Here is a 14116-nt window from a genome sequence, read left to right on the forward strand (position 1 = left end):
TGACATGAAGTTCATCGATGAGGTGGAGCTGGTGCTGGGGTCGGGGAAGGGGGGCGCGGGGGCGGTCTCCTTCCGGCGGGAGAAGTTCGTCCCCATGGGGGGGCCCGACGGGGGGGACGGGGGCGACGGGGGGAGCGTCGTCCTGGTGGGGGACCCGGGCCTGGGAACGCTCCTGGACTTCCGGCACCACAAGGCCATGCGGGCCCCGCCGGGGCAGCCGGGCGGGGGGAGCCGGCGCTCCGGGCGGCGGGGGGAGGACCTGCGCCTCCACCTGCCGGTCGGCACCGTGGTGTACGACGCCGAGAGCGGGGAGGAGCTGGCGGACCTCACGGCCCCGGGACAGGAGGTGGTGCTCCTGGCGGGGGGGATGGGGGGCCAGGGAAACGCGCGGTTTGCGACGTCCACCAACCGGGCGCCGCGGTTCGCCCAGCCGGGCCTGGAGGGCGAGGAGCGCAGGGTGCGCTTCGAGCTCAAGCTCATGGCCGACGTGGGCCTTTTGGGCTTTCCCAACGCGGGCAAGTCTACCTTGATTTCCCGCATCTCGGCCGCCCGCCCCAAGATTGCCGACTACCCGTTCACCACCCTGGTACCCAACCTGGGGGTGGTCTCTTGGGCGGAGGGCAAGGCCTACGTGGTGGCCGACATTCCGGGCCTGATCGAGGGAGCCCACCGGGGGGTGGGGCTGGGCATCCAGTTCCTGCGCCACATCGAGCGCACCCGGGTGCTGGTGCACCTGATCGACCCCACCGACGGCCGCGACCCCCTGGAGAAGTACCGGGCGCTTCGGGCGGAGCTCGCCGCCTTCGACCCCGTCCTCACCCAGAGGCCCGAACGGGTTGTCCTGACCAAGGCCGACGTGACGGGGGTGCGGGAGGGCTTTCCCGCGCTGCAAGAGGCCTTCGGGGCCGAGGGGGTGGAGCTTCGCCTCGTCTCGGCGGTGAGCGGGTTCGGCCTGACCGAGTTGGTGCGGGAGATCGGCCACCTGGTGGAGCGCGCAAGGCAGGAGGATTCCCATGGGGAGTGACCGGGAGTTGGGGGGGGTGCGGCGCCTCGTGGTGAAGGTGGGGAGCCAGGTGCTCACCGGGCCGTCCGGCGGGCTCGACCTCTCCATCTTCCGCTCCCTGGGGGAGGACGTGGCGGCGCTACGGGCGCGGGGGGTGGAGGTGGCGCTGGTCTCCTCGGGGGCGGTGGCGGCGGGCCTGGCGCGGCTCGGCCTGCGCGCGCGCCCGGGGGCGATCCCCGAGGTCCAGGCCGTGGCGGCGGTGGGGCAGATCAACCTCATGTGGTCCTACCGGGAGGTCTTCGGGGACCTCGGGCTCACGGTGGGGCAGGTGCTCCTGACCCGCGACGACCTGGAGAACCGGCGGCGCTACCAGAACGCCAAGGGCGCGCTGCTCACCCTGTTTCGCATGGGGGTGGTGCCGGTCATCAACGAGAACGACACGGTGATGGTCGAGGAGATCAAGTTCGGGGACAACGACAACCTCTCTTCCCTCGTAACGAACCTCGTCGAGGCGGAGTGCCTGGTCATCCTGTCCGACATCGCGGGCCTCTACGATCGGGACCCCAAGGTGCACCCGGACGCCCGGCTGGTGGAGCGGGTGGAGGCGGTGGACGAGACGGTGGAGGCCTTCGTGGGGAGCTCGAAGAGCCGGGTGGGCACGGGGGGCATGGGCACCAAGCTCCTGGCTGCCAAGCGGGCCACCCACGGGGGCGCCGCCGCGGTGATCGCCTCGGGCAAGACCCCCCACGCCCTGGCGCGCATCATGGGGGGCGAGCCGCTGGGCACCTACTTCCCGCCCATGGCCGACCGGCTGCGGCGGCGCAAGCACTGGATCGCGTACACGGTGAAGCCCCTGGGGCGGCTGCTCCTGGACCCGGGCGCGACCTCGGCGATCGCCTCCCAGGGCAAGAGCCTTCTGCCCAGCGGCATCCGGGGGGTCGAGGGGGAGTTCGACCGGGGGGACGCGGTGGCCCTGGTGGACCCGGCGGGGGCCGAGGTGGCCCGGGGCCTCACCAACTACGCCGCCGACGAAATCCGCCGGATCGCCGGGTTGGCAACCCGGGAGATCGCTGCTAGACTCGGCTACAAGTTTACCGACGAGGTGGTCCACCGGGACGACCTCGTCGTGTTGTTGCCGGCGCAGGCCCCCGAGCGGTCTGCGCCGCGCTGCAACGGCGCCCCGGAGGGGCCGGAGGCATGACCCGCCGCGGGAGAGGATGAGCGCATGAGCCTGCGAGACGATCTGGTGGAGATGGGGCGCCGGGCCCGCCGGGCGAGCCGGGCGCTGGCGCGGCTCCCGGGCTCGGTGAAGGACCGGGCGCTCCTGGCCATGGCCGACGGCCTCGAGGAGGCCCGGGAAGAGCTCCAGGAGGCCAACCGCGTCGACCTCGCGGCCGCCCGGGCGGCCGGGCTCGCCCCCGCCCTGGTGGACCGCCTGACCCTGTCCGAGAAGGTCCTGGACGGCATGGCCCAGGGCCTGCGGGAGGTCGCCGCCCAGCCCGACCCGGTGGGGGAGGTGGTCCGCATGTGGAAGCGGCCCAACGGCCTCCTGGTGGGCAAGAAGCGCATTCCCCTAGGGGTGATCGGCATCGTGTACGAGGCGCGGCCCAACGTGACCGCCGACGCGGCGGCCCTGTGCCTCAAGGCGGGCAACGCCGTGATCCTGCGGGGAGGGAGCGAGGCGCTCCACTCCAACCGCGCCGTCGCCCGGGTGCTCGAGGGGGCCGCCGCCGCGGCGGGGGTCCCCGAGGGCGCGATCCAGGTGGTGGGGGTGGCGGACCGGGACGCGGTGCTCGAGCTCCTCCAGCTCGAAGACTACGTGGACCTCATCATTCCCCGGGGTGGGGAGGGGCTCATCCGGTTCGTCACGGCAAACAGCCGCATCCCGGTCATCAAGCACTACAAGGGGGTGTGCCACGTCTTCGTGGACGCCTCGGCCGACCTCGAGATGGCCCAGGCCATCGTCCTCAACGCCAAGACCCAGCGCCCCGGGGTGTGCAACGCCCTGGAGACCCTCCTGGTGCACCGGGAGGCGGCGAGCGCCTTCCTGCCCCGGGTCGGGGCGGCGCTCGCGTCCGCCGGGGTGGAGGTGCGGGGGTGCCCCGAGACGTGCCGCCTCATCCCCGGCGCCGTGCCCGTCCGGAAGGAGGACTGGGGCACGGAGTTCCTGGACCTCATCCTGGCCGTGCGGGTCGTGGGCTCCCTGGAGGAGGCGGTGGACCACATCGAGACCTACGGGAGCCTCCACACCGAGGCCATCGTCACCCGGGACTACGGCAACGCCCAGCGCTTCCTCGACGAGGTGAACTCCTCGGTGGTGGCGGTCAACGCCTCCACCCGCTTCAGCGACGGGCAGCAGCTCGGGCTGGGGGCGGAGATCGGCATCTCGACGACCAAGATCCACAGCTTCGGCCCCATGGGGGCCGAGGACCTCACCACGACCAAGTTCATCGTGTACGGCCAGGGCCAGGTGCGGGACTAGGCGCCTTGGAGCTCGGGATCTTCGGCGGCACGTTCCATCCGGTCCACCTGGGGCATCTGCGGGCCGCGGAGGAGGTGCGCGAAGCCCTGGGCCTCGCGCGGGTGCTCTTCGTCCCGGCCAAGCTCCCCCCCCACAAGGACGCCCGCGCCGTGGCCCCCCCGGAGGTGCGCCTGGACCTCTTGCGCCGGGCGGTGGAGGGAAACCCTGCGTTCGGGATCTCGGACCTGGAGCTCGGCCGGCCGGGGCCGAGCTACTCGGTGGATACCCTGCGGGAGCTCCGGGCGGGCCTCGCCCCCGGGGACCGCCTGTGGTTCCTGGTGGGCTCCGACGCCTTCCGGGAGATCCACACCTGGTACCGCTACCCCGAGATCTTCGCCCTGGCGGACCTGGCGGTGATGAGCCGGCCGCCCGACGCCGCACCGCCTGCGCCCCCCGCTGCCCTGGAGGGAGAGCTCACCCCCACCCCCGGGGGGCTGCGCCACCGGTCCGGCCGGGAGGTGCGCTTCGTCCCCGTCACCCTGCTCGACGTCTCCGCCACTGCCATCCGCCGCGCCCTCGTCCAGGGCCGTTCCGTGCGCTACCTGGTGCCCGAGGCCGTCCGGGGCGAGCTCGAGCGGCTCGGGCGCGAACACCCCCACTGGTTTTCCGGGAGCCTCACATGAGCCCGAAGCCCGCCCCGCACCGAACCCTTCGGCCCCGGCCCGCTCCCCGGGTTCGGCCACCGGCGCAGCCGGTCTCCGCCCCTGGGCCCGGTCGGGATGCCGAGCCCGATCCGATCCGGGAGGCCGTGCTCGCCTGCGCCCTGGCCGCCTCGGACAACAAGGCCGCGGACCTCCTGCTCCTGGACGTGCGCCGGCTCACGACCATCGCCGACTACTTCCTGCTGGCCAGCGGCTCCTCGGACCGCCGGGTCCAATCCATCGCCCAGGCCGTCCTCGACGCCATGCGGGAGCGGGGGCGCCGGCCCCTGGGGACCGAGGGGCTGCGGGAGGGGCGCTGGGTGCTGCTGGACTTCGGGGATTTCGTCGTCCACGTCTTCTACGAGGACGTGCGGGCCGCCTTCGATTTGGAGGGCCTGTGGTTCGACGCCGAGCGGGTGGAGCTGCCCTCCGAGATCCTGGAGCCCCCCCGCCCGGTCCTGCCCGAGACCCGGACTCCCGGGGGAGGGCGGCGGTGACGGCCCCGGCGCGGGTCGCGGTGGTGGGGGGAGGCGCCTGGGGCACGGCCCTGGCGGACCTCCTGGCCCGGGGCGGCCATGGGGTGGCCCTGTGGGTGTTCGAGGAGGACCTGGCGGCCGAGATGGCCGAGACCCGGCAAAACCGGGTCTACCTGCCCGGCCACCGGCTGGCGGCAGACGTGCGCCCCACCGCCGACCTGGCCGCGGCGGTCTCGGGCGCCCACGTGGTGGTGAGCGTGAGCCCTTCCCAGGTGGTGCGCGGCGTCATGGGGCGGGCGGCGCCCCACTTGGCCCCGGACTCCCTCGTCGTGAGCGCCTCCAAGGGGATCGAGCGCGGGTCACTCCAGCTCATGAACCAGGTGTTGGAAGAGGTGCTGCCGCAGCGTTGCGCCCGGCGGCTCGCGGTGCTCTCGGGCCCCTCCTTCGCGGCCGAGGTGGCCCGGGGCGTGCCCACGGCGGTGAGCCTCGCGTGCGCCGATCCCGAGGCGGCGCGCCGGCTCCAGGCCCTCTTCTCGGGGCCGGCGTTTCGCGTCTACACCCACGACGACGTGGTGGGGGTGGAACTCGGGGGGGCGCTGAAGAACGTGATCGCCCTGGCCGCGGGCATCTCCGACGGCTTGGGTTTCGGCCACAACAGCCGGGCAGCCCTCATCACCCGGGGCCTCGCAGAAATCAGCCGACTCGGGACCGCCCTGGGGGCGAAGCCCCTGACCTTCCTGGGGCTCGCGGGCATGGGGGATCTGGTGCTGACCTGCACCGGCGACCTCTCCCGCAACCGCACCGTGGGACTGCGGCTCGGGCGGGGGGAGAAGCTCAAGGAGATCCTGGCTTCCATGACCGCCGTGGCCGAGGGCGTGCAGACCTGCGACGCGGCGGTGGGGCTGGCGGACCGGGTGGGGGCCGAGGTCCCCATCGCCCGGGAGGTGTGGCGGGTGCTCCACGAGGAGAAGGACCCCCGGCGCGCGGTGGAGGACCTCATGGCGCGCCCTTCCCGGCGGGAGTTCTGGGATCTGGAGACGCCCCCGGGCGCTCCCGAGTCCCCGGGCCTCGGCACCTGAGCCCCTGCGCTCATGCTTCGCAGCGGCGTCTTCGTGACCCTGGAGGGGGGCGAGGGGACCGGCAAGACCACCCAGCTCGCCCTCCTGGCCCGGCGGGTGGAGGTGGCGGGGTGGTCCGCCCTGACGACCCGAGAGCCGGGGGGCACGACCCTGGGGGCGCGGGTGCGCGAGCTCCTGGTCCGGGTGAGCGACGACCCCCCCGGGGCCCTGGCGGAGCTCTTCCTCTACGCCGCCGACCGGGCCCACCACGTGGAGACCGTGATTCGCCCCGCCCTGGAGGCAGGGCGCGCGGTGCTCTGCGACCGGTATGCCGACGCCACCGAGGCGTACCAGGGGTACGGCCGGGGACTTCCCCTGGAGGTCGTGCGGGAAGTCAACCGCCTGGCCACCGGGGGGCTGTGGCCCCGGCGGGCCGTGGTGCTGGAGCTTCCCCCCGCCGAGGGGGTGCGGCGCTCCCTGGAGCGCCAGCGCCGCAGCCACGGCCCCCGGGAGGAGCGCTTCGAGGCCGAGCTCCTGGCCTTTCACGAGCGGGTGCGCGCGGGCTACCGAGCCCTTGCCGAAGCCTTCCCGGACCGGGTGCGCCTCGTCGACGCCTCCGGCCCCCCCGAGGCCGTAGCGGAGCGGGTGTGGGCGGAGGTGGCGGAGGTGTTTGCGGTGACGGGGGACGGGGGCGTGAAGCGTGAGACGTGAAGCGTGAGACGGGTAACGGATCGGACCGATCGGTCGGATCCGACCGATCGGTCCGAAGCGCCAACCCCAACAGCCAAGAGCCAAGAGCCACCCCATGCCCGATCTCTCCTTTGCTTCCATCCTCGGCCACGAGCGGCCCCTGAAGGTGCTGCGGCGGGCCCTGGCCACGGGCCGGGTGCCCCACGCGTACCTCTTCTGGGGGCCCGACGGGGTGGGGAAGGAGACGGTGGCAGCGGCGTGGGCGCAGGTGCTCCTGTGCGCCGACCCGGAGGCGGTGGGTCGGGCCGAGGCATGCGGTCGGTGCGGCCCCTGCCGGAAGGCGGCCGCCGGGTCCCACGCCGACCTGCACCGGGTGGTTCCCGGGGGAACGTCGATCCCCATCGCCGAGGTACGGGCGCTCCAGGAAGCCCTGGCCTACCGGTCCTTTGAAAGGGGGCGCAAGGTTGCTATAATCCGCGACGCGTTCCGGATGACCCGGGAGGCCTCCAACGCCCTCCTGAAGACCCTGGAGGAGCCTCCCCCCGGGACCCACATCGTCCTCCTGGCGCACCACCGCAACCAACTCCTGCCCACGCTGGTCTCCCGCTGTCAGTCCTTGCGGTTCGACCCGATCCCCGAGGAGGACGTGCGGCGCTTGCTGGAAGCGGGGGGGACGGCCGCGCAGGCGGCTCAGGCCATGGCCCGGAGCGCCGGCGGCTGCCCCGGGGCGGTGTGGGGGCGGGAGCCCGAGGCCTTCGAGGCGGTGGAGGAAGAAGCCCGGGAGGTCTGGACGGATTGGGAACGCGCTCCGGCCTCGGAGCGGTTCGCCCGGGCAGCTCGCTGGGCCGCCGACCGGGGGGAGCTGGGGCGCCGCCTCGACGCCCTGGAAGACCTGCTGGCCGCGCGGCTTCGGGAGGGGGCGCGGGCGGGACGGGTGGACGGGTCCGCGGCTGCGGCCCTGGACGGCCTGGCCCGGGTGCGGCACCTCGTCGACCGCAACGTGAACGTGGAGCTCGCCCTGGACGCCTACTTCCTGGGCGCCCTGGATGCTCCCTGGGAAGAGGCCCTGTGAGACTCGTCGGAGTTCGCTTCAAGAAGGCTTGCCGCGTCTACACCTTCGACGCGGGAGAGCTGGAGTGCGGCCTGGGGGACTGGCTGGTGGTGGAGACCGAGCGGGGCATGGCGCTGGGGCAGGTGGCCGCCCCCCCCCGAGAGGCCTCCCAGGCTCCTCCGAGCCTGCGCAAGGTGCTGCGCCGGGCCGAGGACCGGGACATCCTGCGCTACGAGCAGAACTGCGAGCTCGAAGGGTACGCCCACCAGTTCTGCACCGAGCGCATCCGGGAGACGGGGCTCCCCATGAAGCTCGTGGACGTGGAGTATCTCTTCGACGGCTCCAAGGCCATCTTCTATTTCACGTCCGAGAGCCGGGTGGACTTTCGCGACCTGGTGCGCGACCTGGCGCGCCAGTTCCATACCCGCATCGAGATGCGGCAGATCGGGGTGCGCGACGAGGCCAAGCTCGTGGGCGGCGTGGGGTGCTGCGGCAGGGAGCTGTGCTGCGCCACCTTTCTCACCGACTTCGCCCCCATCAGCGTACGCATGGCCAAGGATCAGAACGTCTCCCTGAATCCCGGGAAAATATCCGGCATCTGCGGCCGCCTCATGTGCTGTCTCTCCTACGAGCACCAGATGTACCGGAAGCTCGGCCAGGAGATGCCCAAGCTCGGCAAGGTCGTGCAGACGCCCCGGGGAGAGGGGCGGGTGGTGCGGCGCAACGTGCTCGAGGGCACCTTCGTGCTGGCCGGGGAGGGGCGGGAGTTCGAGGTCACGGTGGACGAGTACCACGGGCGCGTGTCCGTGCTTCCAGAGGAGCCCCTGCCGGAGGAGCCTGTCGATGCCCCTGCCGAGGGGCGCCCGCGGCAGGGGCGGCCTCGCCGGGAGAGACCCGGTCGGCCCGAGCGAAGGGACCGGGCGCCCCGGGAGGGGCAGCTACGACCGGAGGGCCAGCCCCGGCCGGAGGGCCAGAATGCAGCGGCGCAACCCCACACGGGTGCTCCCGAGCCCGCAGCCACCGCCGCCGAGCCCCAGGGCAGTGGCGCCGGGCAGACGCCGGCGGTTGCCCCCGCTGAATCCCCGGTCGTGACCTCCGGGGAGGAGCGCGGCCCCGGGAGCCGCCGCAGGCGGAGCCGCCGCAAGCGCAAAGGTCCCCCACCCGCCGAGAGGAAGAGCGATGGCTGAGACCTTCTACGTCACGACGCCCATCTATTACGTCAACGACGTGCCCCACATCGGCCACGCCTACACCACCGTAGCCTGCGATGCCCTGGCCCGGTACAAGCGGGCGGCGGGCTGCCGGGTGTTCTTCCTCACGGGCACCGACGAGCACGGCCAGAAGGTGGAGAAAGCCGCCGCAGAGCGGGGGGAGAAGCCCATCGACCTGGCGGACCGGGTGGTGACGCGCTTCCAAAAGCTCTGGGAAACGCTGGAAATCTCCCACACCCGGTTCGTTCGCACCACCGAGGAGGCCCACCGGCGCTCCGTGCACGAGCTCTTCCGCCGCATCCAGGCCCGGGGCGACGCCTACCTGGGGGAGTACGAGGATTGGTATTGCACCCCCTGTGAGACCTTCTGGACCGAGAGCCAGCTCATGGAGGGCAACTGTCCCGACTGCAACCGGCCCACCGAGCGATTGAAGGAGCCCAGCTACTTCTTTCGCATGTCGAAGTACCAGCAGGCGCTCCTCGACCACATCGACCGGCACCCCGACTTCGTCCAGCCGGTGAGCCGGAGAAACGAGATCGTCTCCTTCGTGAAGGAGGGCCTGCGCGACCTCTCCATCTCGCGCACGAGCTTCTCCTGGGGCATCCCCGTGCCGGGGGACCCCGAGCACGTGATCTACGTGTGGTTCGACGCCCTCATCAACTACATCACGGGCCTGGGGTTTCCCGACGAAGGGGGCGACTTCGCCGCCTTCTGGCCCCAGGCCGTCCACGTGATCGGCAAGGACATCCTGCGCTTCCACACCGTCTACTGGCCCACCTTCCTCCTGAGCGCCGGCCTGCCGCTTCCCCGGAAGGTCTTTGCCCACGGGTGGTGGACGGTGGAGGGCAAGAAGATGTCCAAGAGCCTCGGCAACGTGGTGGACCCGGGGGCCATGGCGGCCGAGTACGGGGTGGACGCCTTCCGGTATTTTCTGCTCCGGGAGGTGCCGTTCGGGCTCGACGGCGACTTCAGCCGCGAAGCCCTGATCCACCGGATCAACGCGGACCTGGCCAACGACCTCGGGAACCTGGTCTCCCGGGTGCTGGCCATGCTCGACAAGTACCGCCAGGGGGTCGTCCCGCGGGTCGTCTCCTTCGGGAGCGAGGCCCTGGACGAGGAGCTGCGCGACAGCCTCACGGGCGTCCTGGAGGCCGTGGACCAGGCCATGGGGGAGCTGGCCTTCCACAAGGCGCTCACTGCGATCTGGGGATACGTGGGCCTCGTGAACCGGTACGTGGACGCCACCGCGCCCTGGACCCTGGCCAAGGACCCGGGACGGGCCGGCCGGCTCGACCAGGTTCTCTACAACGCCTGCGAGGCCCTGCGGGCGGTGGGGCTCCTGGTCTTCCCGTTCCTGCCCAAGACCGGGCGGGAGCTGTGGCGGCGGCTGGGGGTGCAGCGACCCGCCGACGAGGGGCGGCTCGAGGAGCTCCGGGACTGGGGCGGCCTGCCCGCAGGGGTGCAGACCGAGCGGGGGGAGAGCCTCTTTCCCCGGATCGAGCGGGCGTGATCGTCGACACCCATGCCCACCTCACCGAGGCGGGCCTGCGCGCCGACCTCCCGGGCGTCCTCGCCCGAGCCCGGGATGCGGGGGTGGGGGCGGTCATAACGGTGGGGGTCGACCCGAGGGACAGCCGGGCGGCGGTGGCACTGGCCCGGGCGAACCCGGGGGTGTGGGCCACGGTGGGGGTGCACCCCCACGACGCGGCGGGTCTGACCGGGGCGGACCTGGACGACCTGGCGGACCTGGCCCGCGCCCCCGAGGTGGTGGCCTGGGGGGAGGTGGGCCTCGACTTCTACCGCAACCGCTCTCCCCGGGCCGACCAGGAGCGGTGGTTTCGGGAGCAGGTGGTGCGTGCCCGGGAGCTGGGGCTTCCCCTGGTGGTCCACGACCGGGAGGCCCACGCCGAGACCCTTGGGATCCTCCGGGACGAGGCCCGGGGGGGGCTGCGGGGCGTCTTCCACTGCTTTTCGGGGGACGAGGCCTTCGCCCGGGAAGTGCTGGCCCTGGGGTTCCACCTCTCGATCCCGGGGACCGTGACGTACCCGCGCAACGAGGAGCTCCGGCGGGTGGTGGCCGCGGCGCCCCTGGAACGGGTGCTCCTGGAAACGGACTGCCCCTACCTGACGCCCGAGCCCCTGCGGGGCAAGCGCAACGAGCCGGCGTTCGTCGTCCACACGGCCGGGGAGGTCGCCCGCCTGCGGGGCCTCGAGCTCGAAGACGTGGCCCGGGTCACCACGCGGGCCAGCCGGGAGCTCTTCGGGGTGGGAGAGGCCGAGGGCCCCCGGCTCGCGTACCCGATCCGCCGCAGCCTCTACCTGAACGTGACGGACCGGTGCACCAACCGGTGCGCGTTTTGCGCCAAGAACAGGTCGCGGGAGGTCAAGGGCCACGACCTGACCCTGGCCCGGGAGCCCGGGGTGGAGGAGGTCCTCTCGGCGGTGGAGGGGGAGGGGGGTGCCGCCGCCTGGGATGAGGTGGTCTTCTGCGGCTTCGGTGAGCCCCTGCTGCGGCTCGACGCCGTGCTGGCCCTGGCCCGGGAGCTCCGCCGCCGGGGCGCCCGCCGCATCCGGGTCAACACCGACGGGCTCGCGAGCCTCGTCCACGGGCGCGACGTGGCCGCCGAGCTCGCGGGGCTAGTGGACGCCGTATCCGTGAGCCTCAACGCCCCCGACGCGGCGACCTACGAGCGGCTGTGCCGGCCGGCGGTGGAAGGGGCCTACCCGGCGGTGCTCGCCTTCCTGCGCCGGGCCCGGGAGTGCCTGCCCGAGGTGACGGCTACGGTCGTGGCGGTGCCCGGAATCGACCTGGAGGCCTGCCGGCGGGTGGCACACGAGCTGGGAGTGGGGTTTCGGGTTCGAGAATACGACGAGGTGGGGTAGGCGCGGCAGGGGGGAGGGCGCCGGCAGTGTGCGTTGCGGGAAGACCGAAGGGCCGTCTCTCGCAAAGGCGCAAAGCGCGCAAAGAATAGCGATGATGATGACGAGGAAGCACGACAACTCCTACAGCGGATCCAGGGGGCGCTACTTGGATCCACAGCGAGCGAGGAAGACTCCGTTCTCGCCATTCTTGGCGTTCTTTGCGCCTTTGCGAGAGCCGGGTTTCGTCGCAGTGTCCGGACGGAGGGTCCCATGAGTCGTTCCCCCATGACCCGCGACGGGTATGCGCGCATCCGGGAGGAGCTGGAGAAGCTCAAGCGGGAGGACCGGGTGCAGATCATCAAGGAGATCCAGGCCGCCCGATCCCACGGCGACATCTCGGAAAACGCCGAGTACCACGCGGCCCGGGAGAAACAGGGGTGGATCGAGGCCAAGATCCGCGACCTGGAGACGCGCCTGGCGAGCTCGGAGATCGTCGACGTGAGCCCCGGCCCCAAAGAACGGGTGGTCTTCGGCGCCTGGGTGCGCCTGGAGGACGTGGAGACCGGGGAGGAGAAGGTCTACCACATCGTCGGGCCCCACGAGTCCGACGTGGACCAGGGCCGCATCTCCATCTCGTCCCCCCTGGGCCGGGCCATGCTCGGCAAGGAAACCGGAGAAGAGGTCGTGGTGAAGGCGCCCGGCCGCACGATGCAGTACGAGGTGCTGGAGATCTTCGACTGACCGAGAGAAGAAACGAAGAACGGAGGAACCCATGACCGCCCCGAAGCCCGTTTTCGAGACCGAGCTCTCCGGCCTGCGGCGGGTGAGCCGCGGCAAGGTGCGCGACATCTACGACCTGGGCAGCGAGCTCCTCATCGTCACGAGCGACCGCCTCTCGGCCTTCGACGTGGTGCTGCCCACCCCGATCCCGGGCAAGGGGGAGGTGCTCACCCGCCTCTCGGCCCACTGGTTCGGGCGCACCCGAGACCTGGTTCCCAACCACCTCCTCTCCGTGGACCTGGACGACTTTCCCCCCGAGACGCGGCCCCACGCCGAGGTCCTGCGGGGGCGGAGCATGCTCGCGCGCAAGGCCAAGCCGCTGCCGGTGGAGTGCATCGTCCGGGGCTACCTGGCGGGGTCGGGATGGCAGGAGTACCAGGCTTCCGGCACCGTGTGCGGCATCCCCCTTCCCCCGGGCCTGCGGGAGTCCGACCGCCTGCCCGAGCCCCTCTTCACCCCCTCCACCAAAGCGGAGCTCGGAGACCACGACGAGAACATCCCCTTCGAGAAGGCAGAGGAGCTCATCGGGCGCGACCTGGCCCGCCGGGTTCGGGAGCTCTCGCTCGCGGTGTACCGTCGCGGCGCCGAGGAGGCCGCGGCCCGGGGCATCCTCATCGCCGACACGAAGATGGAGTTCGGACTCCTGGACGGCGCGCTGATCCTCATCGACGAGGTGCTCACCCCGGACTCGTCGCGCTTCTGGCCCGCCGCGAGCTACCGGGTGGGGCAGGGCCAGGAGAGCTTGGACAAGCAGTACGTGCGCGACTACCTGAACACCCTTCGCTGGAACAAGAAGGCCCCCGGTCCCGCCCTGCCCGACGACGTGGTGGCTGAGACCTCGCGCCGCTACCGGGAGATCCTGGAGATCCTGACGAGGTGACGGGGAGTCGGGGGTCAGGGGGCGGGGGTCGGATGAACGGCGCACCGCCTGCAACGAGCAACCCGCAACATACAACGTGCAACGTGCAAACGACTTCGCCCCAACCTGACGTCGCCGTGGTCGCCGCGGTGGACCTGACGGAGATCTCCCCGGCCGTCGCAGAGGCGGGCGGCCGCCTGGCGGCCCGGCTGGGGGGGGCGTGCTTCGTCCTCCACGTGGTGGAGGCCCTCTCGGGGGAAGAGGATTCGGGGACGCTGCTCCCGGTGCTGCGCCGCTGGGTGGGGCAGGCGCGCCGTGAGGCGCGGGAGGGGCTGGACCGGCTGCTCGGGGCGCCGGAGCTCACCGCGTACCCGGTTCGGGGGGACGTGGCCGAAGGGAAGGCTTCGGCCAAGATCGTCCGGGCCGCCCGGGACCGGGGGGCGCAGCTCGTCGTGGTGGGGGGCCCGCCCCCCGACCGCCTCCTAGGTTCCACGGCGGAGCGGGTGATCCGGCGGAGCCCCGTGCCGGTGCTGGTGGTGCGTCGCCCGCCGCCTTCCGGGTACCGCCGGCTGGTGGTGGGGGTGGACTTCTCCGAGGCGTCGGGCCGCGCCCTGGCCAAAGCGCTATGCCTGGCCGAACCCGGGTCGCAGGTTACGGCGTGCCACGTGCTCGACACCCTGGGCCTGCCCGCCACCGGCGAGGTCTCGGCGGCGGCCCAGGAGCTGGAACCCCGGGTGCGGGAGTGGGCTCGGGCGTGGGCCCGGGAGTGGGAGGGCAGAGCGGAGATGGCGGTCCGGGTCGAGCCGGGGCGCCCCCGGGAGGTCCTCCTGGCGACGGCCCGGGAGCTCTCGGCGGACCTCCTGGCCGTGGGGAGCCGGGGCCGTGGCCCCCTGCGCCACCTCTTGCTGGGTTCCGTGGCCGAGGCGGCGGCCCGGCGCGCTCCCTGCGACGTGCTTGTGGCCGG

Annotated in this window: 13 protein-coding genes and 1 pseudogene; all 14 read left to right on the top strand. The window is 72.5% G+C overall.

The features are described 5' to 3' along the window. The first annotated feature begins 4 nt into the window (after positions 1 to 4). Positions 5 to 1024 carry a GTPase ObgE gene (obgE, locus tag AB1578_15720; GenBank protein ID MEW6489351.1) on the top strand — a complete coding sequence of 340 codons (1020 nt, stop codon included), beginning with the start codon at positions 5 to 7 and terminating at the stop codon, positions 1022 to 1024. Next, positions 1014 to 2135, top strand: a pseudogene (proB, locus tag AB1578_15725) (glutamate 5-kinase). The gene obgE and the pseudogene proB overlap by 11 nt, the downstream one beginning before the upstream one ends. A 93-nt stretch (positions 2136 to 2228) precedes the next feature. Further along, positions 2229 to 3485: a glutamate-5-semialdehyde dehydrogenase gene (locus tag AB1578_15730; GenBank protein ID MEW6489352.1), complete on the top strand. Its 1257-nt coding sequence runs from the start codon at positions 2229 to 2231 to the stop codon at positions 3483 to 3485. Between the two features lie 5 nt (positions 3486 to 3490). Beyond that, entirely contained in the window at positions 3491 to 4147 is a 657-nt protein-coding gene (gene nadD, locus AB1578_15735; GenBank protein MEW6489353.1) for a nicotinate-nucleotide adenylyltransferase, read from the top strand. Beyond that, complete coding sequence (rsfS, locus tag AB1578_15740; GenBank protein ID MEW6489354.1) at positions 4144 to 4662, top strand: ribosome silencing factor; 519 nt, start codon at positions 4144 to 4146, stop codon at positions 4660 to 4662. Before nadD ends, rsfS begins: the two co-directional genes overlap by 4 nt. Beyond that, positions 4659 to 5720, top strand: coding sequence for an NAD(P)H-dependent glycerol-3-phosphate dehydrogenase (locus AB1578_15745; GenBank protein MEW6489355.1), 1062 nt, complete (start codon positions 4659 to 4661; stop codon positions 5718 to 5720). The genes rsfS and AB1578_15745 overlap by 4 nt, the downstream gene beginning before the upstream one ends. Positions 5721 to 5732: 12 nt before the next feature. Continuing rightward, entirely contained in the window at positions 5733 to 6410 is a 678-nt protein-coding gene (gene tmk / locus AB1578_15750; GenBank protein ID MEW6489356.1) for a dTMP kinase, read from the top strand. A 94-nt stretch (positions 6411 to 6504) separates the two neighbouring features. Then, on the top strand, positions 6505 to 7461 hold the full coding sequence (gene holB / locus AB1578_15755; GenBank protein ID MEW6489357.1) for a DNA polymerase III subunit delta': 957 nt from the start codon (positions 6505 to 6507) through the stop codon (positions 7459 to 7461). Continuing rightward, positions 7458 to 8627 (top strand): stage 0 sporulation family protein, encoded by a 1170-nt coding sequence (locus AB1578_15760; GenBank protein ID MEW6489358.1) that lies wholly within the window; start codon positions 7458 to 7460, stop codon positions 8625 to 8627. The genes holB and AB1578_15760 overlap by 4 nt, the downstream gene beginning before the upstream one ends. Continuing rightward, positions 8620 to 10161, top strand: coding sequence for a methionine--tRNA ligase (metG, locus tag AB1578_15765; GenBank protein MEW6489359.1), 1542 nt, complete (start codon positions 8620 to 8622; stop codon positions 10159 to 10161). Before AB1578_15760 ends, metG begins: the two co-directional genes overlap by 8 nt. Beyond that, the gene (locus AB1578_15770; protein MEW6489360.1) at positions 10158 to 11534 is read left to right on the top strand and encodes a TatD family hydrolase; all 1377 of its coding nucleotides are present in this window, start codon (positions 10158 to 10160) and stop codon (positions 11532 to 11534) included. Before metG ends, AB1578_15770 begins: the two co-directional genes overlap by 4 nt. Before the next feature lie 249 nt (positions 11535 to 11783). Beyond that, positions 11784 to 12254, top strand: coding sequence for a transcription elongation factor GreA (gene greA, locus AB1578_15775; GenBank protein MEW6489361.1), 471 nt, complete (start codon positions 11784 to 11786; stop codon positions 12252 to 12254). Between the two features lie 31 nt (positions 12255 to 12285). Continuing rightward, positions 12286 to 13173, top strand: a complete 888-nt coding sequence (locus AB1578_15780; GenBank protein ID MEW6489362.1) for a phosphoribosylaminoimidazolesuccinocarboxamide synthase — start codon at positions 12286 to 12288, stop codon at positions 13171 to 13173. An 83-nt stretch (positions 13174 to 13256) separates the two neighbouring features. Then, on the top strand, positions 13257 to 14116 hold an 860-nt coding region (locus tag AB1578_15785; protein ID MEW6489363.1), incomplete at its 3' end, for a universal stress protein.

Source organism: Thermodesulfobacteriota bacterium (genome assembly GCA_040756475.1).
Classification (GTDB): Bacteria; Desulfobacterota; Deferrisomatia; order Deferrisomatales; family JACRMM01; genus JBFLZB01.